Origin of the sequence: Streptococcus sp. DTU_2020_1000888_1_SI_GRL_NUU_041A, from assembly GCF_032387735.1 — a bacterium.
GTDB lineage: Bacteria > Bacillota > Bacilli > Lactobacillales > Streptococcaceae > Streptococcus > Streptococcus sanguinis.
On sequence record NZ_CP135591.1, the window covers coordinates 1 to 26,593 of the forward strand.

Genomic DNA, 26,593 nt, shown 5'->3' on the forward strand with positions numbered 1-26,593 from the left:
ATGACCAAAGAACAGGACTTTTGGAATCGTATTTTAGAATTGGCTCATGCTCAGTTAAAACAGACAACTTATGATTTCTTTGTTGCTGAGGCTAAGCTTGTCAAAGTTAAAGAAAAACAAGCTGTTATTTTCCTGGATAGTCCAGTGAAACAGCTATTTTGGGAGCAAAACTTAGTAGGAGTTATTCTTACTGCAGGATTTGAAATTTTTAATGATCAGATTGCTGGAAAGTATATTTTTGAAGAAGAAACTAACACTGAAACTTCGAAATCTGTAGTAACCAGTCCTCAAATCAGCACTGTTCAGCCAAGCTTGCCACCTATTGATACTGGCTTAAAGTCAAAATATACCTTTGACAATTTTGTTCAGGGAGATGGAAATATCTGGGCTAAAGCTGCTGCCTTGGCGGTATCTGAGAATCTAGCCACAACCTATAATCCTCTTTTTATCTATGGAGGACCTGGCCTAGGCAAAACTCATTTATTAAATGCTATTGGCAATCAGATTTTAGAAAATATTCCAGATGCGCGTGTCAAGTATATACCAGCTGAAACCTTTATTAACGACTTCCTCGAACATTTAAGATTGGGAGAGATGGATAGCTTTAAAAAAATCTATCGTAGTCTGGATCTTCTGCTGATTGATGACATTCAATCTTTGGGAGGAAAAAAGGTTTCAACTCAGGAAGAATTTTTCAACACTTTCAATGCTCTTCATGGTGAAAATAAACAGATTGTTTTAACCAGCGACCGCAGCCCTGATCATCTGGACAATTTGGAAGAACGCTTGGTAACACGTTTCAAATGGGGATTAACTCAGAATATTACACCGCCAGATTTTGAAACACGAATTGCAATTCTGCGAAACAAAATAGAAGATTTGGATTATATTTTCCCGAATGATACCTTGGAATACCTTGCAGGACAGTTCGACTCCAATGTCCGCGACTTAGAAGGTGCTTTGAATGACATCAGTCTCATTGCTAGAGTTCGTCATCTGAAGGAAATCACTATTGATATCGCTGCGGAAGCTATTCGAGCACGCAAACAAGATTCAAGCCAGGTAACAGTTATCCCGATTGATAAGATTCAGTCTGAAGTTGGGAAATTCTATGGTGTTAGTGTCAAAGAGATGAAAGGCAGCCGTCGAGTACAAAATATCGTTTTAGCTAGACAGGTAGCTATGTATCTGACTCGTGAACTGACTGACAACAGTCTGCCTAAAATTGGTCGTGAGTTTGGCGGGAAAGATCATACGACTGTTATCCATGCCCATGGAAAAATCAAAACTATGATTGAATCAGACGACAATTTGCGTTTAGAAATTGAAAGCATCAAGAATAAAATTAAATAGCGTGTGGAAAACTACAGATTTTTTTCAAAACTTATCCACACTTTGTGAACAAGTCTCAAAACTTGTTAGAATAAGGACAAAGCTATTTTTCCACATAATTCACACAAACTACTATTACTATTAATCTTATAATCATAAATAAATAAAAAGGAGATCCCATGATTCATTTTTCTATTAATAAAAATCTCTTCTTACAAGCTTTAAATACCACTAAAAGGGCTATCAGTCATAAAAATGCAATTCCTATTCTTTCTACTGTGAAAATCGATGTTACCAAAGAAGGAATCACCTTAATCGGCTCGAATGGTCAAGTGTCGATTGAAAACTTTATTTCTACTCAAAATGAAAATGCAGGCTTGCTTGTCAACTCAACAGGTTCAATTTTATTAGAAGCGACTTTCTTTATCAATGTTGTTTCCAGTCTGCCAGATATTATTCTGGATTTTAAAGAAATTGAACAAAAACAAATCGTCTTGACTAGCGGCAAATCAGAGATTACCTTGAAAGGAAAAGACGCTGACCAATATCCACGAATCCAGGAAATTTCTGCCAGCAATCCCTTGGTTCTTGAAACAAAAATTCTCAAAGATGTCATTAACGAAACAGCCTTTGCAGCCAGTGTTCAGGAAAGCCGTCCAATTTTGACTGGTGTTCACTTTGTTTTGACAGATAACCGTTCTTTGAAAACAGTTGCGACAGACTCTCACAGAATGAGTCAAAAGAAAATTACTCTGGAGAAAAACGGAGATAATTTTGACGTAGTCATTCCAAGTCGCTCTTTACGGGAATTTACAGCTGTTTTTACCGATGAAATTGAAACGGTAGAGGTTTTCTTTGCTAACAATCAAATTCTTTTCAGAAGCGAAAATATCAGCTTCTACACCCGCCTCTTAGAAGGAAATTATCCAGATACAGATCGTTTGATTCCAACTGAATTTACGAGTGTCCTTACTTTTAATACTTCTGATTTACGTGCAGCTATGGAACGCGCTCGTCTCTTGTCTAATGCTACACAGAATGGAACAGTTAAACTGGAGATTGCAGGCGGTATTGTCAGTGCCCATGTAAATTCACCAGAGGTCGGCCGTGTTAACGAAGAAATTGATACAGAAAGTGTAACTGGCGAAGATTTGACCATTAGCTTTAATCCAACTTATCTGATCGATGCTTTGAAGGCCATTGACAGTGAAAAAGTAACGATTAGTTTTATCTCATCCGTTCGTCCTTTCACCTTGGTACCGAGTGAAGACACAGAAAACTTTATTCAGCTAATTACACCTGTCAGAACTAATTAAGATGAAAAGCAGTGGGCCAAGTTAAAGATTTTTAATTCTTGGTTCTAAGCTCTTTTCATTTACAAAGTATGATAGATGCTTAAGTTTTCTTCCTGGACTATGCTAGTTCCTTGAAAGGAGAAAGAAAATGTATGAAATTGGTCATTTTGTAGAAATGAAAAAGCCGCATGCCTGCACCATTAAAGCGACTGGGAAAAAGGCAAATCGCTGGGAAATCACAAGGGTTGGTGCAGATATCAAAATTCGTTGCACCAATTGTGAACATCTTGTAATGATGAGTCGTCACGATTTTGAAAGAAAAATGAAGAAAATAATTGATTAGACGAAAACTCATCGTAAATGCTATTGTGGAAAACCAATTTGCATTGCTGAAGATCAGATTTAGATTTAATTTTTCAAGCAAAAATGGATAAGACTTTTTAAGTCCTATCCATTTTACTTTTATTTAAGTTCTTCAAATTTACCGTCTTTTACTTCTTTATAACCTGCTTTTTCGAGTAATTTAGCAGTTTCTTTATAGCTGATGTAATCAGCTTTTTGATTACCAGATGTTTGAAGAAGCTGTTTACTTTGTAGTTCTTCAATATCAGCTTTACTGAAATCAATTGTCAGTTTTTCAGTTAAATAATCATCTTTGTACTCGATTTTATGAGTTAATCCTTTGATACCCTCAATAGATTTAGCATAGGCTTCTGTCTGCTCTTTAGCAGTGTCTTTTGTCAAACCAACTGGTTTATAGTAGAAGGTGTTGTTTGTTTCGTTTATAAGAAGCTCATCACCTTTATATTCAACAGTGATGCGGCTATCTTGCTTAGTATTTTGGTCAATCAGCTGGAAATAAGCTTTTTTAGGACTGCTGCAGGCAGCTAAAACAAACAAAGCGGAAACCGCAAGGAAGGAAAGAAAAAGTGTTTTGAAAGTATTCTTTTTCATTAGGGACTCCTTTAATAAGAATATTAGCTATATTATACCATTTTTTTCTTCAATTTATTTTACATTTTTGTAAAGAAAGCTAGAAAAAATAACTTAAATCCGCTGTTTAGGATAAGGATTTATGGTATAATGGTTTGGATTGAAAAGATGAATGGAGAAGATAAGAATGGCTTTGACAGCAGGAATCGTTGGTTTACCCAATGTTGGTAAGTCAACTTTATTTAATGCAATTACAAAAGCAGGTGCAGAAGCAGCTAATTACCCTTTTGCGACAATTGATCCAAATGTCGGGCGGGTAGAAGTTCCGGATGCTCGTTTAGATAAATTAACAGAACTCATCAAACCACAGAAGAAAGTTCCAACAACATTCGAATTTACTGATATTGCTGGAATTGTGAAAGGTGCTTCAAAAGGAGAAGGACTAGGGAATAAATTCTTAGCCAATATCCGCGAAGTAGATGCTATCGTCCATGTAGTGCGTGCCTTTGATGATGAAAATGTCATGCGGGAACAGGGCCGTGAGTCTGAATTTGTAGATCCAATGGCAGATATTGAGACCATTAATCTAGAATTGATTTTAGCAGACTTAGAAAGTATTAACAAACGTTATGCGCGTGTAGAGAAGATGGCTCGTACCCAAAAAGATAAGGATTCAGTGGCAGAATTTAATGTTTTACAGAAAATTAAGCCTGTCCTGGAAGATGGTCTGTCAGCTCGCACAATTGAATTCACGGAAGAAGAGCAAAAAATCGTCAAAGGGCTCTTTCTCTTAACGACTAAGCCAGTTCTCTATGTGGCCAATGTCAGTGAAGATGAGGTGGCTGATCCAGATAATATTGACTATGTGAAGCAGATTCGTGAATTTGCAGCTACAGAAAATGCTGAAGTTGTTGTCATTTCAGCGCGTGCAGAGGAAGAGATTTCTGAATTGGATGATGAAGATAAGTCAGAATTCCTGGAAGCTATCGGCTTGACAGAATCAGGTGTGGATAAACTGACTAGAGCAGCTTATCATCTGTTGGGACTTGGAACCTACTTTACAGCTGGTGAAAAGGAAGTGCGTGCTTGGACCTTTAAGCGTGGAATGAAAGCTCCTCAAGCGGCTGGTATTATTCACTCAGACTTTGAAAAAGGCTTTATTCGAGCAGTGACTATGTCTTATGATGACTTAGTGCACTATGGCAGCGAAAAAGCAGTTAAAGAGGCTGGACGTTTGCGCGAAGAAGGAAAAGAATATATCGTTCAAGATGGCGATATTATGGAATTTAGATTTAATGTGTAAAGTATTTGTAAAGTCTAAAAATTCTAGGTTGGAAAATTTTTTCCAGCCCTTTTGGCTTTTATAAAGGAGAAAAATGGTAAAGTTAATAGTCGGTCTGGGAAATCCAGGAGAAAAATATATTGAAACGAAACATAATATTGGGTTTATACTAATTGACAAGGTTTGTAAAGATCTTGATTTAAAGTTTACAGCTGATAAAATCTTTCAAGCAGATATTGCTTCTACTTTTCTGAATGGTGAAAAAGTTTATTTTGTCAAACCAACTACATTTATGAATGAGAGCGGAAAGGCTGTTCAAGCTTTACTGGCATACTATGGTTTAGATATAGAGGATTTATTGGTCATCTATGATGATTTGGATATGGAAGTTGGTAAGATTCGTTTGCGCAGCAAGGGTTCAGCTGGCGGCCATAACGGCATTAAATCTATTATCAAACATATTGGAAGTCAAGAGTTTAAACGGATAAAGATAGGTATTGGCCGTCCAAAAGAAGGCATGACAGTGGTCCACCATGTTCTAGGAAAATTTGATAAAGATGCTTATATAACAATTTTGAATACTCTTGATAAGGTTGACAATGCTGTAAATTATTATTTACAGTCAGGCAATTTTGAACAAACTATGCAGAAATACAATGGATAATAAAATGAACCTGATTGACTTATTTTGTCAAAACCAGCAGATTTCAGATTGGAAGAAAAATCTCCATAAAAACAGCAGACAGTTGATAATGGGATTGTCTGCATCAACAAAAGCAATTACTATAGCAGCTGGATTAGAAGAAGCTGATAAAATCCTTGTGCTGACTTCTAGTCAAAATGAAGCAGATCGTTTGGCTAGTGATTTGATTTCTTTGTTGGGAGAAGACAAGGTCTATACTTTCTTAGCAGATGATACTCCTATAGCAGAATTTGTTTTTGCTTCACAGGAAAAAATCTTTTCAAGATTAGATGCTCTAAACTTTTTAATAGACCATCAAAAGTCTGGAATTCTAGTTACTAATGTCGCAGCCAGCAAATTACTCTTGCCTGATTCTATTGATTTTAAAAATACCAATATAAATTTGACAGTTGGACAAGAATATGACCTAAATAATCTTGTAAAGATGTTGTCAAGATCAGGATACAAGAAGGTGTCTCAAGTTTTAAGTCAGGGAGAATATAGTCTAAGAGGAGACCTCTTAGACATTTTTGAGCGCTCAGCAGAGGCACCTTATCGCCTGGAGTTTTTTGGAGATGAAATTGATGGTATTCGGATTTTCAATCCAGAAAATCAAACGTCAATTGAGAATATAGAAAGTATTTTGATTAAACCTGCTTCTGATATCCTGCTTTCTGAGAAAGATTATGCTCGAGGACGAGAAAATCTGGAAGCTATTTTAGAAGAAGCTGTTGATCCTGCTTTGAAATCTTACTTAGAAGAGCTACTAATAAGTGCCAAAGAGGAGTTCCATCATGCAGATATTCGCAAATTCCTTTCTTATTTTTATCAGAAAGAATGGACTATTTTAGACTACTTGCCTGTTCATAGTCCTGTATTTTTTGATGATTTTCAAAAAATTGTGGATCGACATGCTCAATTTGAACTGGAAACAGCTAGTTTGTTGACAGATGATTTACAAAATTGTAAAGCTTTATCAAGTCAGAAATATTTTGCAGATAAGTACCAAGATTATCGTCAATATAAACCAGCCACTTTCTTTTCAAGCTTTCAAAAAGGTTTGGGAAATCTGAAATTTGATGCTTTGTATCAATTCAATCAGTATCCAATGCAAGAATTTTTCAGTCAATTTCCCTTGCTCAAAGAAGAAATTAATCGCTATAAAAAATCTGACTATACAATAATCTTACAAGCAAATTCTTCGTCAGGTTTACAAAGTTTACATAAAAATTTACAGGAATATGATATTCATTTAGACTATATAAAAGAAGCTGAGATTCACAAAAATGCAGTTCAGCTTATTGAAGGAAATCTTGTCCAGGGCTTTAATTTCGTAGATGAGAAAATTGTTCTTATTACAGAGTATGAAATTATTCATAAGAAAATAAAACGAAAAATTCGGCGTCAGAATATCTCAAACGCTGAACGACTAAAAGATTATAATGAGCTAGAAAAAGGGGATTATGTTGTACATAATATTCATGGGATAGGACGTTATCTAGGAATAGAAACGATTGAAATCTCTGGTGTCCACCGTGATTATCTGACAATTCAATATCAAAATTCTGATCGTATTTCGATTCCAGTTGATCAGATTGATCTCCTATCAAAGTATGTTGCTATCGATGGAAAAACACCTAAGGTAAATAAGCTAAATGACGGTCGTTTCCAGAAGAGTAAGCAAAAAGTTCAGCATCAGGTTCAGGATATTGCGGATGATTTGATTAAACTCTATGCCGAACGCAGCCAGTTAAAAGGTTTCGCTTTCTCAGCGGATGATTCTAATCAAGAGGAATTTGATAATGATTTTCCCTATGTTGAAACAGAGGACCAGCTAAGAAGTATTCAGGAAGTGAAGAAGGATATGGAAAGCAGTCGTCCGATGGACCGACTCTTAGTTGGTGATGTCGGCTTTGGGAAAACAGAAGTAGCTATGCGGGCTGCTTTTAAGGCTGTCAATGATCATAAACAAGTAGCTGTATTAGTGCCAACAACGGTTTTAGCCCAGCAGCACTATACTAACTTTAAAGAACGCTTTAATGATTTTGCGGTCAATGTTGAGGTACTTAGTCGTTTCAGGAGTAAGGCGGAACAAAAACAGACCCTGGAGAAGCTGCAGAAGGGACAAGTTGACATTATTATTGGAACCCACCGACTCTTATCCAAAGATGTAGAATTTGCGGATTTAGGTTTAATCATCATTGATGAGGAGCAGCGTTTTGGAGTTAAGCACAAGGAAACATTAAAGGAATTGAAAAAGAAAGTTGATGTCCTGACCTTGACAGCAACTCCTATTCCTCGAACTCTTCATATGTCTATGCTGGGGATTCGCGATTTGTCAGTCATTGAGACTCCGCCTACCAATCGTTATCCTGTTCAGACCTATGTTTTAGAAAGCAATCCTACAGTGATTCGAGAAGCAGTCTTACGTGAAATAGACCGAGGTGGACAGGTTTACTACCTTTACAACAAGGTTGACACAATTGAACAGAAAGTTTCAGAGTTAAGAGAGTTAATTCCAGAAGCTTCTATAGGCTATGTTCATGGTCAAATGAGTGAGATTCGTTTAGAAAATACTTTACTGGATTTCATCAATGGAGAATACGATATTTTGGTGACTACAACCATTATTGAAACTGGGGTTGATATCCCAAATGCCAATACTTTGTTTGTAGAAAATGCTGACCATATGGGGTTGTCAACCTTGTATCAACTTCGTGGACGGGTTGGCCGCAGCAATCGGATTGCCTACGCTTATCTGATGTACAGACCAGATAAGATCTTAACAGAAGTTTCTGAAAAGCGTCTAGAGGCTATTAAGGGATTTACAGAGTTAGGTTCTGGATTTAAGATTGCTATGCGAGATTTGTCTATTCGAGGGGCTGGCAATATTCTAGGAAGTATGCAATCTGGCTTTATTGATTCTGTTGGTTTTGAGATGTACTCACAGCTTCTAGAAGAAGCTATTGCTAAAAAACAGGGCAGAGAAAACAAACGTCAAAAAAGCAATGCAGAGATTAATCTGCAGATTGATGCCTATCTGCCTAGTGACTATATTTCTGATGAAAGACAGAAGATTGAAATTTACAAGAGAATTCGTGAAATTGACAGCCGTGTAAACTATGAAAATCTACAGGATGAATTGATTGACCGCTTTGGGGAATACCCTGATGTTGTAGCATACTTACTGGAGATTGGACTTGCTAAGTCTTATTTAGATCAGACTTTTGTAAAGTCAGTGGAACGCCAGCAGAATGCAGTAAGTATTCATTTTGAGAAAATTTCGCAGCAGCTTTATCTGACGCAGGATTATTTTGAAGCACTTTCGATGACGAATTTAAAGGCTCGAATTGGTGAAAAAAATGGCTTGATTGAAGTGATTTTTGATGTGAGGAACAAAAAAGATTATGAGATTTTAGAAGGTCTAGTTAATTTTGGAGAAAAGATGCTGGAAATTAAACAGCGCAAGGCAGAATAAAGGTTACAATTCAGTGAAGTTTGGCTTTTTAAGCTCTATTTTTCTCAAAAAATGGTAGAATAATAAATTAAGAGAAAATGAGGTAATGGGATGAGATTAGATAAATATTTGAAAGTGTCACGGATTATCAAGCGACGTCCAGTGGCTAAAGAAGTAGCTGACAAGGGCCGGATAAAAGTGAACGGTATCTTGGCTAAGAGCTCAACAGATTTGAAAGTAGATGACTTGGTTGAAGTACGCTTTGGTAATAAACTCTTGACTGTAAAGGTTCTGGAGATGAAAGATAGTACCAAAAAAGAAGATGCAGCTAAAATGTACGAAATCGTCAGTGAAACAAGGATAGAAGAAGATGCCTAAAAATATCGTCCAACTCAATAATCGTTTTATTCAAGATGAAAATCAACGCCGCAGATATGTGGATCAGGAACGGCGAAAACGCAACCGTTTTATGGGCTGGGTTCTGATTTTGGTGATTCTCTTATTTATTTTACCTACCTATAATTTGTACCAGAGTTATCAAACCTTGCTGCAGCGTCGTGAACAGTATTCTAAACTGCAGGAGAAATATCAAACGCTCAGCGAAGAAAAGGTCTATCAATCTGATATAGCAACAAAGTTAAAAGATGACAGCTATGCTGCTAAGTATGCACGCGCTAAATACTCTTTTTCAAAAGAGGGTGAGTACATTTATACTATCCCAGATTTATTGCCGCAGTAGTTATGGAAGATTTACTAAAAACAATTGAGCAGTTCTTGGCCTTTTCAGATGAGAAATTAGAAGAACTGTCTGAAAAAAATCAAGCTTTGAAACTTCAAGAAAATCAAAAGGAAAGGGGAAAACATGCGTAAGCTTTTGTTACTGATATTTTTGCTGCCAGCTTTATTTAGCAGTATCACAGTTATTAGTACCGAAAAAGATTTCGTGTTAGACGAGGAAGAAAAATATCATTTTACAAGCACTGCGTATGGACGCTATTATGATAGCATCCCGACAAATCCTAATGTTTATGAAGAAACTCCTACATTTACAGATTCTACTCTGAGTAAGACAGCTGGAAAGCTAGTTCCAGACCAGCCAATCCAGATAACAGGATTTTATGTAAATGAAGAAGAAGTCCCGATTTTCAAACTGAAAAATGGGCAGTTTGTGATAGCGGACAAAAACACAATTTACGAAGATACTGTCCAGTCAATTCAAGATATCCATCAAGAAATGTGGTTGAAACCCGGCTTTACTCTTTATGATAAAGCCAATATCAACGGAGCTAAAAAAATTAATACAACGGTAGCTCCATATACAAAAGTAAACATTATTCAAATTGTCCAGACAGTCAAAGGAACTTTTGCCCAGATTGAAGGACAGGGCTGGGTTTCTATGGAATTTCTGGATGAAACTGATAATCGAATGGACAAAGTTCAAGAAATTTTGAGCAGTAAGTACAACAAGGCGGACTACTCTATCTATGTGAAACAGCTGGACACAGGCAAAGAAGCAGGCATTAATCAAGATCAAGAGATGTATTCGGCAAGTGTGACAAAACTACCTTATCTTTACTATGTGCAGGAACAGCTGGATCAAAAAAAACTTTCGTTAGATCAGAAGTTCAAGTATATTGGAGCAGTCAATGATTTTGCAGGTGCTTACGAACCAGAAGGAAGTGGCAGTATTGCTAAGTCAGCTGATGACAAGGAATATTCAGTTCAGGATTTGATAAATCGAGTGGCCAAAGAATCAGATAATGTCGCCCACAATATTTTGGGCTATTATGCGACCAATCAATCTGATAAAAATTTTCAGCAGACGATCAATAAAATAGCTGGAAAGAAATGGGATGTGGAAGAAAGACAAGCATCTTCACGTATGGCTGGAAATGTTTTGGAAGCTATCTATGAGCAAAATGGCATGATTATCGATGCCTTGTCTCAGACAAATTATGATAATCAGCGGATTTCTAAAAATGTTGATGTTAAAGTAGCTCATAAAATTGGTGACGCCTATGATTTTAAGCACGATGCTGCGATTGTCTATGCAGATTCTCCTTTTATCATTGTCATTTTTACTAATAATTCAACCTACGATAATATTTCCCAGATAGCAGACGATGTCTATGGAGTCCTGAAATGATTAAGCAAGAATTTCTTAAAAAAATGCAGGAGAAAAAGTATTTCCAAGACCATCGAAAAGTTTTGATTGCTGTATCAGGTGGACTGGATTCTATGACACTGCTGCAGCTGTTGATTGATTCTCAAAAAGAACTGGATATCGAGCTTGCTATTGCTCATGTTAATCACAAACAGCGGCCAGAGTCAGAACAAGAAGAAAAGGCATTAGTAAAGATTGCGGAACAGCTTGGTGTAAAGATTTTTACATCAAGTTTTTCTGGTAATTTTTCAGAAAATGCTGCTCGGCAGTTTCGTTATGATTTTTTTGGGAAAGTGATGCAGGAGGAGCACTATACTGCTTTAGTAACTGCCCACCACGCAGATGACCAAGCTGAGACTGTTTTTATGCGGCTGCTGCGTGGAGCTAGACTTCGCCATCTGTCCGGCATGAAAGCTGTCCAGTCTTTTGCTTGCGGGGAGCTGATTCGTCCTTTGCTTACTTTTCATAAGTCAGACTTTCCAGATATTCAGCATTTTGAAGATAGCAGTAATTTTCAAAATGACTATCTCAGAAATCGAATTCGCAATCTTTATCTGCCGGATTTAGAAAAAGAAAATCCACAATTTAAGGATTCTTTGCGGTATCTGGGAAAGGAAATTGAAGATTGGCAGACCGCTTTGTCTCACTTGACCAGGGATTTAGATATAAAAAATGTACAAGTCTTTCATCAACAAATCCCTCAGATTCAACGTTTTCTATTGCAGAACTATCTCGAAAACTTTCCTGGTCTGAATCTGAGCAAGCAGCAGTTTGAGGAAGTTTTAAACATCCTGCGGACTAAGGCAAATTATCAGCACACTTTGAAAAAAGACTATGAGCTTGTTAAAGATTACCAGCGTTTTGAAATTAGAAAAATCAGTCGTAAGCCCGATTTAAAAATGGATTCAATTTTGTTAGAATTTGAGAATCTGATTGAGTTTGGGCATTATCGATTTTCATTCGGGATTCCTTTGAGTGGTGAAAATATCCAGAAAATTTTTGTTTCGCGTGAAACTTCGCTGACACTCCGCTTCCGAAAAGAGGGAGACAGTATTTTGCTGAATGGTCATCACAAAAAGCTTCGTCGTCTTTTTATTGATAAGAAGGCTTCCTTTGAAGAACGGAATTCATCTGTAATCGTGGAACAAAATCATCAAATTTTAGCAATCTTAAATATTGCTATCAGTGATTTGAGTAAGGCATTAAAAAGTGATATAATGAGTACTGTACTTTATATTCAGAAAATAGATGGGGAAAATTATGCTAGAACAAGATATCAAAAAAATATTGATTTCCCATGATGAAATCGTGGATGCTGCAAAAAAGCTTGGTCAGCAATTAACCAAAGACTACCAAGGTAAGAATCCAATTTTTGTTGGAATCTTAAAAGGTTCCGTACCTTTTATGGCTGAGTTAATCAAGCATATTGATACACATATTGAGCTTGATTTTATGTTGGTCTCCAGCTACCATGGTGGTACTGCCAGCTCAGGTGTCATTAATGTTATTAAGGACATTGATCAAGACATCACAGGACGTGATATCCTATTTGTTGAGGATATTATTGATACTGGTCAGACTTTAAAAAATCTATGCAATTTGTTTAAGGAAAGAAATGCTGCATCAGTAAAAATTGCTACACTTTTGGATAAGCCAGAAGGCCGTGTTGTTGAAATTGATGCAGATTATACATGTTTCACAATTCCAAATGAATTTGTTGTTGGATATGGATTAGATTACAACGAGAACTATCGTAATATTCCATATATTGGTATTTTGAAAGAAGAAGTTTATACAAAATAAAGGTTTACTATTAATAGATGAAAAATAAGCAAAACAATGGTTTTATAAAAAATCCATTTCTCTATATTCTGATTATCGTTGTCCTAGTGACAGGGTTTCAGTATTTCTTCTCAGGAGATACTGGCGGTCGCAGTCAGCAAATCAATTACACAGAATTAGTGAAGGAAATTAAGGAAAATAATGTCACAGAGATGAGCTACCAGCCCAATGGTAGTGTCGTAGAGATTTCAGGTACTTACAAAACACCTCAGGAATCAAAAGAAGATACAGGGATTTTATTTTTTACTCCAAACATTTCTAAAGTAGAAAAATTCACAAGTATTATTTTACCGTCAGATATTACAATTTCTGATTTACAAAAATTAGCCTCTGAGCATAACACTGAAATCAGCATAAAGCGCGAAAGTTCAAGCGGAATGTGGATTACAATCCTCACTTCCATCGTTCCTTTTGTGATTGTCATCTTCTTCTTTATGTCCATGATGAATCAAGGTGGCGGCGGCGGTGCTCGCGGCGCCATGAATTTTGGCCGTAATAAGGCGCGTGCTGCTAATAAAGAAGATATTAAGGTTCGTTTCTCAGATGTAGCTGGTGCCGAAGAAGAAAAACAAGAACTTGTAGAAGTTGTTGAGTTTTTGAAAGATCGGAAACGTTATACCAAGCTGGGTGCTCGTATTCCTGCCGGTGTTCTTCTGGAAGGCCCTCCGGGAACTGGTAAAACCTTGCTTGCTAAGGCAGTTGCTGGGGAAGCTGGAGTTCCTTTCTTCAGTATCTCAGGTTCCGACTTTGTAGAAATGTTTGTTGGGGTCGGAGCAAGCCGTGTCCGTTCTTTGTTTGAAGATGCGAAAAAAGCAGCTCCTGCTATTATCTTCATCGATGAAATCGATGCAGTCGGTCGTCAGCGTGGTGTTGGCCTTGGCGGTGGTAACGATGAGCGGGAGCAAACCCTCAATCAGCTCTTGATTGAAATGGATGGTTTCGAAGGCAATGAAGGAATCATTATCATTGCGGCTACTAACCGTTCGGATGTATTGGATCCAGCCTTGCTGCGTGCTGGCCGTTTTGACAGAAAAGTCTTGGTCGGCCGTCCTGATGTTAAAGGTCGGGAAGCTATTCTTCGTGTTCATGCTAAGAATAAGCCGCTGGCTAAAAATGTTGATTTGAAATTAGTCGCTCAGCAGACACCAGGTTTTGTTGGTGCTGATTTGGAAAATGTCTTGAATGAAGCTGCTTTGGTTGCTGCTCGTCGTAACAAGAAAGTCATTGATGCAGATGATATTGATGAAGCAGAAGACCGGGTAATCGCAGGACCTTCTAAGAAAGATAAGATGGTGTCTGAACGTGATCGTCAGATGGTTGCTTATCATGAAGCTGGACATACTATTGTTGGTTTGGTATTGTCAAATGCGCGTGTCGTACATAAGGTAACCATCGTACCTCGTGGGCGCGCTGGCGGATATATGATTGCCCTACCCAAGGAAGACCAAATGCTTCTATCTAAAGAAGATATGAAAGAGCAATTAGCTGGTCTTATGGGTGGTCGTGTGGCTGAAGAGATTATCTTTAATGTTCAAACAACAGGTGCTTCTAATGACTTTGAACAGGCAACTCAGATGGCCCGCAGTATGGTAACAGAATATGGAATGAGCGAAAAACTTGGTCCGGTTCAATACGAAGGAAACCATGCTATGTTTGGTGCAGCCAGTCCTCAAAAATCAATTTCAGAACAGACTGCATATGAGATTGACGAAGAAGTCAGAGAACTTCTTAATGAAGCTCGTAACAAAGCTGCAGAGATTATCCAGTCCCATCGCGAAACTCATAAATTGATTGCTGAAGCGCTTCTTAAATATGAAACTTTGGATAGCAATCAGATTAAATCATTGTATGAAACTGGCAAAATGCCAGAAGAGTCTGAACTTGAATTAGACAAAGAAGCTCATGCACTTTCTTATGATGAAATTAAAACGAAAATGGAAGAAAAAAGTTCTGAGTAGAAGAAGTTGGAGTAATTCCAACTTTTTTCTCTTTTTCTGAAATAATTATTGACAAAGGAAGAAAAGCTGATATAATGGAATATGTTCTGCAGAAGGACAAGAAATGGTCCGTTGGTCAAGGGGTTAAGACACCGCCTTTTCACGGCGGTAACACGGGTTCGAATCCCGTACGGACTATATAATCCGCCATAGCTCAGTTGGTAGTAGCGCATGACTGTTAATCATGATGTCGTAGGTTCGAGTCCTACTGGCGGAGCTAGGTTTAAAAAATCAAATGTGTAAGCATTTGATTTTTTTCTTGCTTTTATACTTCGCGCAATCCTCCCAAATGACTAAATATGTGCTTGAAATGACTTAAAAATAGTTATTCGAGTCAGAAGAGCTCCTAAAATATGCTTTTTAGAAGAAAGAGCCCACCTTGCTTTCTATTTACAGTAGAATTAAGTCAAGTAAATTTTAAGGAGGAACTATGGATTTTAGAACTACTTATGAGAAGGTGAAATGGATAGTTTGGAAGTGTAAGAAAGACTATTATATTCATTTGTGGGAACATAGTGATTGGGAGCAAGAAGGAATGTTGGTTTTATACGAACTTCTGCTTAAAGAAAAAGGAATTGAAAACGATGAGGAAAAACTCTATCGTTATTTCAAAACAAAATTCAGAAATCATATACATGATAAAATTCGTAAACAAGAAAGCCAAAAGCGCAAATTGGACCGCCAACCTTATGAAGAAGTGAGTGAGATTGGTCATCGACTAAAATCAAAAGAACTGTTTCTAGATGAGTTAGTTGCTTTCAGAGAGGCAATTGGTAATTATAAAAGAACTCTTGATGATGTTGGCTTGGATAATTATCAGAGGTTGATGAGCAACGAGCGCTTTAAAGGAAGAAGAGCTATGCTCAAAGATTTGAAAAATCACTTAAAAGATTTTCAAGATAATACAATTTTATAATGATCAAACTTGATGACTCTATATCTGTTTTACTAGAACAGGTTCGAGCATCAAGTTTTTTATTAAATAAAAAAACAAAAAAATTTCAAAAAAGGTATTGACAGGAGGTGTGGTTGGGTGATATACTAATATAGTTGTCGCGAAAGACAAAGCCCTTTGAAAACTGAACAAGACGAACCAAGTGCAGGGTGACATAGAGATATGTAACCTGTCAAAAAAACGAAAATAAATCTGTCAGTGGACAGTAATGAGTGCGAACTCAAACTTTTTAATGAGAGTTTGATCCTGGCTCAGGACGAACGCTGGCGGCGTGCCTAATACATGCAAGTAGAACGCTGAAGAGAGGAGCTTGCTCTTCTTGGATGAGTTGCGAACGGGTGAGTAACGCGTAGGTAACCTGCCTGGTAGCGGGGGATAACTATTGGAAACGATAGCTAATACCGCATGAAATTGCTTATCGCATGATAATTAATTGAAAGATGCAATTGCATCACTACCAGATGGACCTGCGTTGTATTAGCTAGTTGGTGAGGTAACGGCTCACCAAGGCGACGATACATAGCCGACCTGAGAGGGTGATCGGCCACACTGGGACTGAGACACGGCCCAGACTCCTACGGGAGGCAGCAGTAGGGAATCTTCGGCAATGGGGGGAACCCTGACCGAGCAACGCCGCGTGAGTGAAGAAGGTTTTCGGATCGTAAAGCTCTGTTGTAAGAGAAGAACGGGTGTGAGAGTGGAAAGTTCACACTGTGACGGTATCTTACCAGAAAGGGACGGCTAACTACGTGCCAGCAGCCGCGGTAATACGTAGGTCCCGAGCGTTGTCCGGATTTATTGGGCGTAAAGCGAGCGCAGGCGGTTAGATAAGTCTGAAGTTAAAGGCTGTGGCTTAACCATAGTATGCTTTGGAAACTGTTTAACTTGAGTGCAGAAGGGGAGAGTGGAATTCCATGTGTAGCGGTGAAATGCGTAGATATATGGAGGAACACCGGTGGCGAAAGCGGCTCTCTGGTCTGTAACTGACGCTGAGGCTCGAAAGCGTGGGGAGCAAACAGGATTAGATACCCTGGTAGTCCACGCCGTAAACGATGAGTGCTAGGTGTTAGGCCCTTTCCGGGGCTTAGTGCCGCAGCTAACGCATTAAGCACTCCGCCTGGGGAGTACGACCGCAAGGTTGAAACTCAAAGGAATTGACGGGGGCCCGCACAAGCGGTGGAGCATGTGGTTTAATTCGAAGCAACGCGAAGAACCTTACCAGGTCTTGACATCCCTCTGACCGCTCTAGAGATAGAGTTTTCCTTCGGGACAGAGGTGACAGGTGGTGCATGGTTGTCGTCAGCTCGTGTCGTGAGATGTTGGGTTAAGTCCCGCAACGAGCGCAACCCCTATTGTTAGTTGCCATCATTGAGTTGGGCACTCTAGCGAGACTGCCGGTAATAAACCGGAGGAAGGTGGGGATGACGTCAAATCATCATGCCCCTTATGACCTGGGCTACACACGTGCTACAATGGCTGGTACAACGAGTCGCAAGCCGGTGACGGCAAGCTAATCTCTGAAAGCCAGTCTCAGTTCGGATTGTAGGCTGCAACTCGCCTACATGAAGTCGGAATCGCTAGTAATCGCGGATCAGCACGCCGCGGTGAATACGTTCCCGGGCCTTGTACACACCGCCCGTCACACCACGAGAGTTTGTAACACCCGAAGTCGGTGAGGTAACCGCAAGGAGCCAGCCGCCTAAGGTGGGATAGATGATTGGGGTGAAGTCGTAACAAGGTAGCCGTATCGGAAGGTGCGGCTGGATCACCTCCTTTCTAAGGAGTCCGTAAGGACATACGGAATGCACTTGAGTCTTGTTTAGTTTTGAGAGGGCTATGTGGGGCCTTAGCTCAGCTGGGAGAGCGCCTGCTTTGCACGCAGGAGGTCAGCGGTTCGATCCCGCTAGGCTCCATTATCTAGTTTGACTAGATAAAGAACTTGTCCATTGAAAATTGAATACCGATATCAAATAGTAACAAGAAAATAAACCGAAAACGCTGTGAATATTAATGAGTTTAAGACTGAAAGGTCAAAATAAGGTTAAGTTAGTAAGGGCGCACGGTGGATGCCTTGGCACTAGGAGCCGATGAAGGACGTGACAAACGACGAAATGCCTCGGGGAGCTGTAAGTAAGCACTTGATCCGGGGATGTCCGAATGGGGGAACCCAACAGGTTGATGCCTGTTACCCATTTCTGTTAAGGGAATGAGGAGGAAGACGCAGTGAACTGAAACATCTAAGTAGCTGCAGGAAGAGAAAGCAAAAGCGATTGCCTTAGTAGCGGCGAGCGAAGAGGCAGGAGGGCAAACCGAAGAGTTTACTCTTCGGGGTTGTAGGACTGCAATGTGGACTCAGAATTTATAGAAGAATGACTTGGGAAAGTCAGCCAAAGAGAGTAAGAGCCTCGTATTTTAAATAGATTCTGTACCTAGCAGTATCCTGAGTACGGCGGGACACGTGAAATCCCGTCGGAATCTGGGAGGACCATCTCCCAACCCTAAATACTCCCTAGTGACCGATAGTGAACCAGTACCGTGAGGGAAAGGTGAAAAGCACCCCGGGAGGGGAGTGAAATAGAACCTGAAACCGTGTGCCTACAACAAGTTCGAGCCCGTTCATGGGTGAGAGCGTGCCTTTTGTAGAATGAACCGGCGAGTTACGTTATGATGCGAGGTTAAGTTGAAGAGACGGAGCCGTAGGGAAACCGAGTCTGAATAGGGCGCTTTAGTATCATGATGTAGACCCGAAACCATGTGACCTACCCATGAGCAGGTTGAAGGTGCGGTAAAACGCACTGGAGGACCGAACCAGGGCACGTTGAAAAGTGCTTGGATGACTTGTGGGTAGCGGAGAAATTCCAAACGAACTTGGAGATAGCTGGTTCTCTCCGAAATAGCTTTAGGGCTAGCGTCGACATCAAGATTCTTGGAGGTAGAGCACTGTTTGGGTGAGGGGTCCATCCCGGATTACCAATCTCAGATAAACTCCGAATGCCAATGAATTATGGTCGGCAGTCAGACTGCGAGTGCTAAGATCCGTAGTCGAAAGGGAAACAGCCCAGACCACCAGCTAAGGTCCCAAAATAATTGTTAAGTGGAAAAGGATGTGGGGTTGCACAGACAACTAGGATGTTAGCTTAGAAGCAGCTATTCATTCAAAGAGTGCGTAATAGCTCACTAGTCGAGTGACCCTGCGCCGAAAATGTACCGGGGCTAAAACAATTTACCGAAGCTGTGGATACCTTTTATAGGTATGGTAGGAGAGCGTTCTATGTGTGGAGAAGGTGTACCGTGAGGAGCGCTGGAACGCATAGAAGTGAGAATGCCGGTATGAGTAGCGCAAGACAGGTGAGAATCCTGTCCACCGTAAGACTAAGGTTTCCAGGGGAAGGCTCGTCCGCCCTGGGTTAGTCGGGACCTAAGGAGAGACCGAAAGGTGTATCCGATGGCCAACAGGTTGAGATTCCTGTACTAGAGTATGAAGTGATGGAGGGACGCAGTAGGCTAACTCGTGCGTACGAATGGATGTACGTCTAAGCAGTGAGGCGTGGTATGAGTCAAATGCTTATACCTATAACGTTGAGCTGTGATGGGGAGCGAAGTTTAGTAGCGAGTGAGTGATGTCACACTGCCAAGAAAAGCTTCTAGCGTTGTATCATACTCTACCCGTACCGCAAACCGACACAGGTAGTCGAGGCGAGTAGCCTCAGGTGAGCGAGAGAACTCTCGTTAAGGAACTCGGCAAAATGACCCCGTAACTTCGGGAGAAGGGGTGCTGACTTTTGTCAGCCGCAGTGAATAGGCCCAAGCAACTGTTTATCAAAAACACAGCTCTCTGCTAAATCGTAAGATGATGTATAGGGGGTGACGCCTGCCCGGTGCTGGAAGGTTAAGAGGAGTGCTTAGCGGTAACGCGAAGGTATGAATTGAAGCCCCAGTAAACGGCGGCCGTAACTATAACGGTCCTAAGGTAGCGAAATTCCTTGTCGGGTAAGTTCCGACCCGCACGAAAGGCGTAATGATTTGGGCACTGTCTCAACGAGAGACTCGGTGAAATTTTAGTACCTGTGAAGATGCAGGTTACCCGCGACAGGACGGAAAGACCCCATGGAGCTTTACTGCAGTTTGATATTGAGTGTCTGTGCCACATGTACAGGATAGGTAGGAGCCTATGAAATCGGGACGCCAGTTTCGATGGAGGCGTTGTTGGGATACTACCCTTGTGTTATGGCCACTCTAACCCGGTAGGTTTATCATCTACGGAGACAGTGTCTGACGGGCAGTTTGACTGGGGCGGTCGCCTCCTAAAAGGTAACGGAGGCGCCCAAAGGTTCCCTCAGACTGGTTGGAAATCAGTCGCAGAGTGTAAAGGTATAAGGGAGCTTGACTGCGAGAGCTACAACTCGAGCAGGGACGAAAGTCGGGCTTAGTGATCCGGTGGTTCCGCATGGAAGGGCCATCGCTCAACGGATAAAAGCTACCCTGGGGATAACAGGCTTATCTCCCCCAAGAGTTCACATCGACGGGGAGGTTTGGCACCTCGATGTCGGCTCGTCGCATCCTGGGGCTGTAGTCGGTCCCAAGGGTTGGGCTGTTCGCCCATTAAAGCGGCACGCGAGCTGGGTTCAGAACGTCGTGAGACAGTTCGGTCCCTATCCGTCGCGGGCGTAGGAAATTTGAGAGGATCTGCTCCTAGTACGAGAGGACCAGAGTGGACTTACCGCTGGTGTACCAGTTGTTCTGCCAAGAGCATCGCTGGGTAGCTATGTAGGGAAGGGATAAACGCTGAAAGCATCTAAGTGTGAAACCCACCTCAAGATGAGATTTCCCATAACGCAAGTTAGTAAGAGCCCTGAGAGAAGATCAGGTTGATAGGTTAGAAGTGGAAGTGTGGTGACACATGGAGCGGACTAATACTAATCGCTCGAGGACTTATCCTAGAATAAGAAATTCATCAGAGTGCAGCGAATGGTTTGAGTTTTTGTGAGATTTGATATTGTATTCAATTTTGAGTTGACAAGGCTTGTCTGAGAGGACAGGACAGTTAATTCAATAGTTAAGTGACGATAGCCTAGGAGATACACCTGTACCCATGCCGAACACAGCAGTTAAGCCCTAGAACGCCGGAAGTAGTTGGGGGTTGCCCCCTGTGAGATATGGTAGTCGCTTAGCGAAGGGAGTTTAGCTCAGCTGGGAGAGCATCTGCCTTACAAGCAGAGGGTCAGCGGTTCGATCCCGTTAACTCCCATATTCTGAAAAGAATAGGTCCCGTAGTGTAGCGGTTATCACGTCGCCCTGTCACGGCGAAGATCGCGGGTTCGATTCCCGTCGGGACCGTTGAAGTCGAGAAGATTTCAATAAAAGTAAGAGACTCGTTAGCTCAGTTGGTAGAGCATTTGACTTTTAATCAAAGGGTCACTGGTTCGAGCCCAGTACGGGTCATAAGAGCGGGTTTGGCGGAATTGGCAGACGCACCAGATTTAGGATCTGGCGCTTTAGGGCGTGGGGGTTCAAGTCCCTTAACCCGCATATAAGATAATAATGAGCCGGCTTAGCTCAGTTGGTAGAGCATCTGATTTGTAATCAGAGGGTCGCGTGTTCAAGTCATGTAGCCGGCATTTTTGAATAGGATGCGAACGTAGTTCAGTGGTAGAACATCACCTTGCCAAGGTGGGGGTCGCGGGTTCGAATCCCGTCGTTCGCTTGAAGCGGCCGGGGTGGCGGAACTGGCAGACGCACAGGACTTAAAATCCTGCGATTGGTAACGATCGTACCGGTTCGATTCCGGTCCTCGGCATAGACTTGTAAGAGGCAGTAGAAGAAGATGAGCACCCTTAGCTCAACTGGATAGAGTACCTGACTACGAATCAGGCGGTTAGAGGTTCGACTCCTCTAGGGTGCATTAAGTAATAACTTAAGTTCGGGAAGTAGCTCAGCTTGGTAGAGTACTTGGTTTGGGACCAAGGTGTCGCAGGTTCGAATCCTGTCTTCCCGATAGATGGCGGTGTAGCTCAGCTGGCTAGAGCGTCCGGTTCATACCCGGGAGGTCGGGGGTTCGATCCCCTTCGCCGCTATAATGATCTTGTCGGACCTTTAGCTCAGCTGGTTAGAGCTCTCGGCTCATAACCGAGTGGTCGTAGGTTCAAGTCCTACAAGGTCCATAATGTTATCTTGGAGGATTACCCAAGTCCGGCTGAAGGGAACGGTCTTGAAAACCGTCAGGCGTGTAAAAGCGTGCGTGGGTTCGAATCCCACATCCTCCTTAGGGACGAATAGTATTGACGCGGGATGGAGCAGCTAGGTAGCTCGTCGGGCTCATAACCCGAAGGTCGTAGGTTCAAATCCTGCTCCCGCAATAATTGGCTCGGTAGCTCAGTTGGTAGAGCAATGGATTGAAGCTCCATGTGTCGGCGGTTCGATTCCGTCTCGCGCCATACATCATCGTATTGGAAATGCGGGTGTAGTTTAGTGGTAAAACTACAGCCTTCCAAGCTGTTGTCGCGAGTTCGATTCTCGTCACCCGCTTTGAACGATAGTTCATACCAAGTTTTCGAACTTGGGCGCGTAGCTCAGGTGGTTAGAGCGCACGCCTGATAAGCGTGAGGTCGGTGGTTCGAGTCCACTCGTGCCCATAAAATATTGGAGAATTACTCAAGAGGCTGAAGAGGACGGTTTGCTAAATCGTTAGGTCGGGTAACCGGCGCGGGGGTTCGAATCCCCCATTCTCCGTATAATGAGGAGTTTAGCATTTGCTATCTCCTTTTCTTATACTTTCTCGTCCTGTTTAGTGAGGTTTTTCTGATGAATCGATTTAAAAAGTCTAAGTTTCTGCTTTCTTTTTTTGTATTAATTGTTGCAATGACGATACTTATCTTATCTACTTCTTCTAGTTGGTTTGTATCAACTACTTCAAATATTATTTCATTGGTAGATAGACTTGTTGGTTCTCCTTTTACTTTTGTAGCTGATAAAAAAGAAGCAATGTCAGATTTGATGTCTACTTATAGAGAGAATCAAGTACTCAAGAAAAATCTTTATGAGGTTGAGGAAAAGGCTGGGAAGGCAGATTCCTTAGAAGATGAGAATGAGCAGTTACGAAAACTTCTGGAATTTAAAGAGGCTGATAAAAATCAAACACAAATTGCCAGCGAAGTGATTGCCCGTACGCCAGCATCCTGGAAAAATGAGCTGACTATTGACAAGGGGACATCTGATAATGTGACAGATGCTATGCTAGTAGTCGCTAATGGTGGTCTGGTCGGAAGTGTTTCTGAAACTAGTAGTCAGTCTAGCTTGGTTTCTCTACTGACTAACGAGGAAAACTCAACTAAAATTTCTGTTAGAATTCAAACTAAGTCTGGTCTAGTTTATGGGATTATTACGGGTTATGATGCAAAAAACTCTGCTTATATCATCAGTCAGTTAAATAGTGCTGAAGATATAAAAGAGGGAGATGAGGTGGCAACCAGTGGCTTGGGTGCTTATAATGCAGAAAATATTCCTGTCGGTAAGGTACTTTCCGTGTCTGAGGCTAAGGATCAGTTAAACAAGATTGTTCTGGTTAAGCCAGCTGCGGATTTGTCGGATATCCGTGCTGTAATGTTGGTAGGGAACTGATATGAGAGATATTAAAGAACATCTTTTGACTCCTATTATTTTATTTTTTGTCTTATTGATAGACGGACAAATTTCGACTTTTCTGGCTAATATTCTGCCTTTACAATGGCATTTAGTCAGTCATTTTATCTTTATTTTCATGCTTTTTGTTTCCATCAATCTCTCTAGAAACTACAATATTCTCTTATTTTGCTGTTTGGGGTTGATTTATGATGTTTACTATTTTCATACCATCGGTATTGCTCTTATTCTTTTTCCTCTTTTAAGTCTCTTGGTTTGTCAGTCTAGTTCAACTATGCTTTTAAATACATTTACTCGCTTTTTATCTGTTTTGATTCTTGTATTTTTATTTGAATTAATTAGTTTTGCTTTTGCAGTATTTTTGAATCTTTCTAGTCTGAATTTACAGGATTTTGTCCTTAGCAGTCTGGTACCGACTATCCTTCTCAATAGCCTGATATTCCTCATTTTTCAGCCTATTTTCGAAAAAATGTATTTATGATAAACAAGAAATAAAAATGTAATAAAGGCGTAACATATGATACAGCATTTTCTGGTATACTAGTTAATGTCTTATAAGAAGGAGTGTATTATTTTTATGAAGAAAAAACTACTCACATCAATTTTATTGAGTACGGTTATCCTTTCACAAGGAGCTGCACTTGTGAGCGTTAAAGCGGAGACAACTGATGAAAAGATTGCTGCACAAGACAGCAAGATTAATAGCTTGACAGAGCAACAACAATCAGCTCAGACGCAAGTTGACGAAATTCAAGGTCAAGTGTCTGCCATTCAAAAGCAACAAGAAGAGCTTAAAGCAGAAAATGAAAAGTTGTCTGCTGAATCTGCAAAACTTTCTGCTGAAATTGATGAACTGTCTAAAAATATTGTAGCTCGTAATGAGTCACTTGCAAATCAAGCACGCAGTACCCAAACAAATGGAACTGCTACTAGCTACATCAATACAGTTGTAAATTCTAGCTCTATCACAGAAGCTATCTCTCGTGTAGCAGCTATGAGCGAAATTGTTTCAGCAAATAACAAAATGCTGGAACAACAAAAGAAAGATAAAGAAGCAATTGATGAAAAGCAAGTTGCGAATAATGAAGCTATTAATACTGTAATTGCTAACCAAGAGAAGTTAGCTGATGACGAGCAAACTTTGGCAACAAAACAAGCTGAACTGAAAGCAGCTCAGACAAGTCTTGCAGCTGAAAAAGCGACTGCTGAAAACGAAAAGAATTCTCTTCTTGAAGAAAAAGCAGCAGCTGAAAAAGCAGCAGCTGAAGCAGCGGCTCGTGAAGCTGCTTATAAAGCAGAGCAAGAATCAAAACGCCAAGCAATTGAAGCTTCAGGAAACACTAACCTGCAAGCTCAGGTTCAAGCAGTTGTTAATTCAGCTCCAGCAGCTGAAGCAGCGGCTCCAGCAGCACCTGCAGTAACTCAATCTGTTGCCCGTGCGAATAGACCAGTTTATAGCTCATCTGCATCTTCTTATCCAGTAGGTCAATGTACTTGGGGTGCTAAGACATTAGCTCCTTGGGCCGGCGATTACTGGGGTAATGGTGGACAATGGTCTGCAAGTGCAGCAGCAGCAGGCTTCCGTGTTGGTTCACAGCCAGAAGTTGGAGCGATAGCATGTTGGACTGACGGTGGATACGGACACGTTGCAGTAGTAACAGCTGTTCAATCTACTACAAGCATCCAAGTATCAGAAGCAAACTACCTTGGACAACAATCAATCGGTAACTACCGTGGATGGTTTAATCCAACAACTGCACAAGGTACAGTTTCATATATCTATCCGAACTAATCAGTAAAAAGCGCCTCTGGCGTTTTTTATTTTTAATTGAAAAATCAACTGAAAAAAGTTACAATGGTAGTTGGGAAAAGTTGTAATTGGACAATGAAAGACGATTTAGAATCTGGAGGGAATCATGTCTTTTTCTGATTTAAAACTCTTTGCTCTTTCTTCTAATCAAGAATTAGCGCAGCGTGTTGCTCAAGAGATTGGATTGCCACTTGGGAAATCAACTGTCCGTCAGTTCTCTGATGGAGAGATTCAAGTGAATATTGAAGAATCTATTCGCGGGAAACACGTCTTTATTTTGCAGTCTACCAGTTCGCCAGTCAATGATAATTTGATGGAAATCTTGATTATGGTAGATGCTTTGAAACGGGCTAGTGCTGAATCTATCAACGTTGTCATGCCTTACTATGGCTATGCTCGGCAGGATCGCAAGGCTAGAGCTCGTGAGCCAATTACATCTAAATTAGTTGCTAATATGCTGGAAATTGCTGGTGTGGATCGGATGCTGACTATTGACTTGCACGCAGCGCAAATCCAGGGCTTCTTTGACATTCCAGTGGATCATTTGATGGGTGCACCTTTGATTGCTGATTACTTTGAGCGCCGTAATATGACAGGGGGTGACTATGTGGTAGTCAGTCCTGACCACGGTGGTGTGAGTCGGGCCCGTAAGTTAGCAGAGTTTCTGAAAACCCCGATTGCCATTATTGATAAGCGTCGCAGTGTGGACAAGATGAATAGCAGTGAAGTCATGAACATCATTGGTAAGGTGGAAGGAAAAACTTGTATCCTAATTGATGATATGATTGATACAGCGGGGACTATCTGCCATGCAGCTGACGCTCTCGCTGAAGCAGGGGCTGTAGAAGTCTATGCTAGCTGTACTCATCCAGTCTTATCTGGTCCTGCTATGGATAATATTCAAAAATCAGCGATTAAAAAATTGGTCGTGCTGGATACAATTTATCTGCCTCAAGAGCGCTTGATTGATAAGATTGAGCAGATTTCAATTGCGCATCTTTTAGGGGAAGCCATTGTCCGTATTCATGAAAAACGGCCGCTGTCACCCTTGTTTGAAATAGGTAAAAAATAATCTGAGATATATGGCTGGGATACTTGATTTCTGGCCTCTTTTTTATTTTATTTCTACTATCTTTTTTAAAAAGTCCAACATTCACTTTGAAAGAAAACTCAAATTACTTGATACTTCAAATATAAATAAATGAC

General features: G+C 40.7%; 19 protein-coding genes, 20 tRNA genes and 3 rRNA genes. 41 read left to right on the forward strand and 1 reads right to left on the reverse strand.

Features of this window, described 5'->3' with window-relative positions; all coding sequences use genetic code 11:
* From dnaA to RSK81_RS00015, 3 genes are all read left to right on the forward strand, one after another.
* Complete coding sequence (gene dnaA, locus RSK81_RS00005; protein ID WP_125341458.1) at window positions 1–1,353, forward strand: chromosomal replication initiator protein DnaA; 1,353 nt, start codon at window positions 1–3, stop codon at window positions 1,351–1,353.
* A gap of 158 nt (window positions 1,354–1,511) precedes the next feature.
* On the forward strand, window positions 1,512–2,648 hold the full coding sequence (gene dnaN, locus RSK81_RS00010; protein ID WP_002908362.1) for a DNA polymerase III subunit beta: 1,137 nt from the start codon (window positions 1,512–1,514) through the stop codon (window positions 2,646–2,648).
* 127 nt (window positions 2,649–2,775) lie between these two features.
* Window positions 2,776–2,970 (forward strand): DUF951 domain-containing protein, encoded by a 195-nt coding sequence (locus RSK81_RS00015; protein WP_002894296.1) that lies wholly within the window; start codon window positions 2,776–2,778, stop codon window positions 2,968–2,970.
* Window positions 2,971–3,089: 119 nt separating this feature from the next.
* Here RSK81_RS00015 and RSK81_RS00020 read toward each other — a convergent pair whose 3' ends face one another.
* Window positions 3,090–3,581 carry a DUF1307 domain-containing protein gene (locus RSK81_RS00020; RefSeq protein ID WP_002920034.1) on the reverse strand — a complete coding sequence of 164 codons (492 nt, stop codon included), beginning with the start codon at window positions 3,579–3,581 and terminating at the stop codon, window positions 3,090–3,092.
* A 166-nt stretch (window positions 3,582–3,747) separates the two neighbouring features.
* Between RSK81_RS00020 and ychF the strand changes: the two genes are divergently transcribed.
* The 38 genes from ychF (at window position 3,748) to RSK81_RS00210 (ending at window position 26,459) form a co-directional block, all read left to right on the forward strand.
* Window positions 3,748–4,863 carry a redox-regulated ATPase YchF gene (gene ychF / locus RSK81_RS00025; protein ID WP_032907115.1) on the forward strand — a complete coding sequence of 372 codons (1,116 nt, stop codon included), beginning with the start codon at window positions 3,748–3,750 and terminating at the stop codon, window positions 4,861–4,863.
* Window positions 4,864–4,936: 73 nt separating this feature from the next.
* Window positions 4,937–5,506, forward strand: a complete 570-nt coding sequence (gene pth, locus RSK81_RS00030) for an aminoacyl-tRNA hydrolase (RefSeq protein WP_002927426.1) — start codon at window positions 4,937–4,939, stop codon at window positions 5,504–5,506.
* Complete coding sequence (mfd, locus tag RSK81_RS00035; RefSeq protein WP_315687002.1) at window positions 5,499–9,002, forward strand: transcription-repair coupling factor; 3,504 nt, start codon at window positions 5,499–5,501, stop codon at window positions 9,000–9,002. The genes pth and mfd overlap by 8 nt, the downstream gene beginning before the upstream one ends.
* 90 nt (window positions 9,003–9,092) lie before the next feature.
* Complete coding sequence (locus tag RSK81_RS00040) at window positions 9,093–9,359, forward strand: RNA-binding S4 domain-containing protein (RefSeq protein ID WP_002894302.1); 267 nt, start codon at window positions 9,093–9,095, stop codon at window positions 9,357–9,359.
* Entirely contained in the window at window positions 9,352–9,720 is a 369-nt protein-coding gene (locus RSK81_RS00045) for a septum formation initiator family protein (protein ID WP_002899511.1), read from the forward strand. Before RSK81_RS00040 ends, RSK81_RS00045 begins: the two co-directional genes overlap by 8 nt.
* Window positions 9,721–9,722: 2 nt before the next feature.
* The gene (locus RSK81_RS00050; protein WP_002916259.1) at window positions 9,723–9,851 is read left to right on the forward strand and encodes an SP_0009 family protein; all 129 of its coding nucleotides are present in this window, start codon (window positions 9,723–9,725) and stop codon (window positions 9,849–9,851) included.
* Entirely contained in the window at window positions 9,844–11,127 is a 1,284-nt protein-coding gene (locus RSK81_RS00055) for a serine hydrolase (RefSeq protein WP_002927431.1), read from the forward strand. The genes RSK81_RS00050 and RSK81_RS00055 overlap by 8 nt, the downstream gene beginning before the upstream one ends.
* On the forward strand, window positions 11,124–12,446 hold the full coding sequence (gene tilS, locus RSK81_RS00060) for a tRNA lysidine(34) synthetase TilS (protein WP_315687005.1): 1,323 nt from the start codon (window positions 11,124–11,126) through the stop codon (window positions 12,444–12,446). The genes RSK81_RS00055 and tilS overlap by 4 nt, the downstream gene beginning before the upstream one ends.
* Entirely contained in the window at window positions 12,406–12,948 is a 543-nt protein-coding gene (hpt, locus tag RSK81_RS00065; protein ID WP_032908267.1) for a hypoxanthine phosphoribosyltransferase, read from the forward strand. The genes tilS and hpt overlap by 41 nt, the downstream gene beginning before the upstream one ends.
* Window positions 12,949–12,965: 17 nt before the next feature.
* Window positions 12,966–14,945, forward strand: coding sequence for an ATP-dependent zinc metalloprotease FtsH (ftsH, locus tag RSK81_RS00070; RefSeq protein WP_002894312.1), 1,980 nt, complete (start codon window positions 12,966–12,968; stop codon window positions 14,943–14,945).
* Between the two features lie 105 nt (window positions 14,946–15,050).
* A tRNA-Glu gene (locus RSK81_RS00075) sits at window positions 15,051–15,122 on the forward strand.
* A 5-nt stretch (window positions 15,123–15,127) separates the two neighbouring features.
* Window positions 15,128–15,201: transfer RNA gene (locus RSK81_RS00080), tRNA-Asn, on the forward strand.
* A 213-nt stretch (window positions 15,202–15,414) separates the two neighbouring features.
* The gene (locus RSK81_RS00085) at window positions 15,415–15,900 is read left to right on the forward strand and encodes a sigma-70 family RNA polymerase sigma factor (RefSeq protein ID WP_002927434.1); all 486 of its coding nucleotides are present in this window, start codon (window positions 15,415–15,417) and stop codon (window positions 15,898–15,900) included.
* 267 nt (window positions 15,901–16,167) lie between these two features.
* Window positions 16,168–17,715 (forward strand): 16S ribosomal RNA (locus RSK81_RS00090).
* 64 nt (window positions 17,716–17,779) lie between these two features.
* Window positions 17,780–17,852, forward strand: a tRNA-Ala gene (locus RSK81_RS00095).
* 126 nt (window positions 17,853–17,978) lie between these two features.
* Window positions 17,979–20,879 (forward strand): 23S ribosomal RNA (locus RSK81_RS00100).
* 116 nt (window positions 20,880–20,995) lie between these two features.
* Window positions 20,996–21,111: ribosomal RNA gene (rrf, locus tag RSK81_RS00105) — 5S ribosomal RNA — on the forward strand.
* Together the 16S, 23S and 5S rRNA genes with 18 tRNA genes alongside form the textbook arrangement of a ribosomal RNA operon.
* 3 nt (window positions 21,112–21,114) lie before the next feature.
* Window positions 21,115–21,187: transfer RNA gene (locus RSK81_RS00110), tRNA-Val, on the forward strand.
* A 16-nt stretch (window positions 21,188–21,203) separates the two neighbouring features.
* Window positions 21,204–21,276: transfer RNA gene (locus RSK81_RS00115), tRNA-Asp, on the forward strand.
* 32 nt (window positions 21,277–21,308) lie between these two features.
* Window positions 21,309–21,381, forward strand: a tRNA-Lys gene (locus RSK81_RS00120).
* Between the two features lie 5 nt (window positions 21,382–21,386).
* Window positions 21,387–21,468, forward strand: a tRNA-Leu gene (locus RSK81_RS00125).
* A gap of 16 nt (window positions 21,469–21,484) precedes the next feature.
* Window positions 21,485–21,557: transfer RNA gene (locus RSK81_RS00130), tRNA-Thr, on the forward strand.
* Window positions 21,558–21,571: 14 nt separating this feature from the next.
* Window positions 21,572–21,643, forward strand: a tRNA-Gly gene (locus tag RSK81_RS00135).
* Window positions 21,644–21,650: 7 nt separating this feature from the next.
* Window positions 21,651–21,736, forward strand: a tRNA-Leu gene (locus RSK81_RS00140).
* A 31-nt stretch (window positions 21,737–21,767) separates the two neighbouring features.
* A tRNA-Arg gene (locus RSK81_RS00145) sits at window positions 21,768–21,841 on the forward strand.
* Between the two features lie 19 nt (window positions 21,842–21,860).
* A tRNA-Pro gene (locus RSK81_RS00150) sits at window positions 21,861–21,934 on the forward strand.
* A gap of 5 nt (window positions 21,935–21,939) precedes the next feature.
* Window positions 21,940–22,013: transfer RNA gene (locus RSK81_RS00155), tRNA-Met, on the forward strand.
* Between the two features lie 13 nt (window positions 22,014–22,026).
* Window positions 22,027–22,100 (forward strand) — tRNA-Ile (locus tag RSK81_RS00160).
* Between the two features lie 12 nt (window positions 22,101–22,112).
* Window positions 22,113–22,202, forward strand: a tRNA-Ser gene (locus RSK81_RS00165).
* Window positions 22,203–22,221: 19 nt separating this feature from the next.
* Window positions 22,222–22,295: transfer RNA gene (locus tag RSK81_RS00170), tRNA-Met, on the forward strand.
* 5 nt (window positions 22,296–22,300) lie between these two features.
* A tRNA-Phe gene (locus tag RSK81_RS00175) sits at window positions 22,301–22,373 on the forward strand.
* Between the two features lie 20 nt (window positions 22,374–22,393).
* Window positions 22,394–22,464 (forward strand) — tRNA-Gly (locus RSK81_RS00180).
* A 33-nt stretch (window positions 22,465–22,497) separates the two neighbouring features.
* Window positions 22,498–22,571 (forward strand) — tRNA-Ile (locus tag RSK81_RS00185).
* Window positions 22,572–22,580: 9 nt separating this feature from the next.
* Window positions 22,581–22,668 (forward strand) — tRNA-Ser (locus RSK81_RS00190).
* A gap of 72 nt (window positions 22,669–22,740) precedes the next feature.
* Window positions 22,741–23,556: a rod shape-determining protein MreC gene (gene mreC / locus RSK81_RS00195; protein ID WP_315687007.1), complete on the forward strand. Its 816-nt coding sequence runs from the start codon at window positions 22,741–22,743 to the stop codon at window positions 23,554–23,556.
* Window position 23,557: 1 nt separating this feature from the next.
* A complete protein-coding gene (gene mreD / locus RSK81_RS00200; protein ID WP_002901932.1) occupies window positions 23,558–24,058 on the forward strand; it encodes a rod shape-determining protein MreD in 501 nt (166 codons plus the stop codon).
* Between the two features lie 96 nt (window positions 24,059–24,154).
* Window positions 24,155–25,369 carry a peptidoglycan hydrolase PcsB gene (gene pcsB / locus RSK81_RS00205; protein WP_315687010.1) on the forward strand — a complete coding sequence of 405 codons (1,215 nt, stop codon included), beginning with the start codon at window positions 24,155–24,157 and terminating at the stop codon, window positions 25,367–25,369.
* Window positions 25,370–25,493: 124 nt separating this feature from the next.
* The gene (locus RSK81_RS00210; RefSeq protein WP_002894321.1) at window positions 25,494–26,459 is read left to right on the forward strand and encodes a ribose-phosphate diphosphokinase; all 966 of its coding nucleotides are present in this window, start codon (window positions 25,494–25,496) and stop codon (window positions 26,457–26,459) included.
* Window positions 26,460–26,593: the final 134 nt, after the last annotated feature.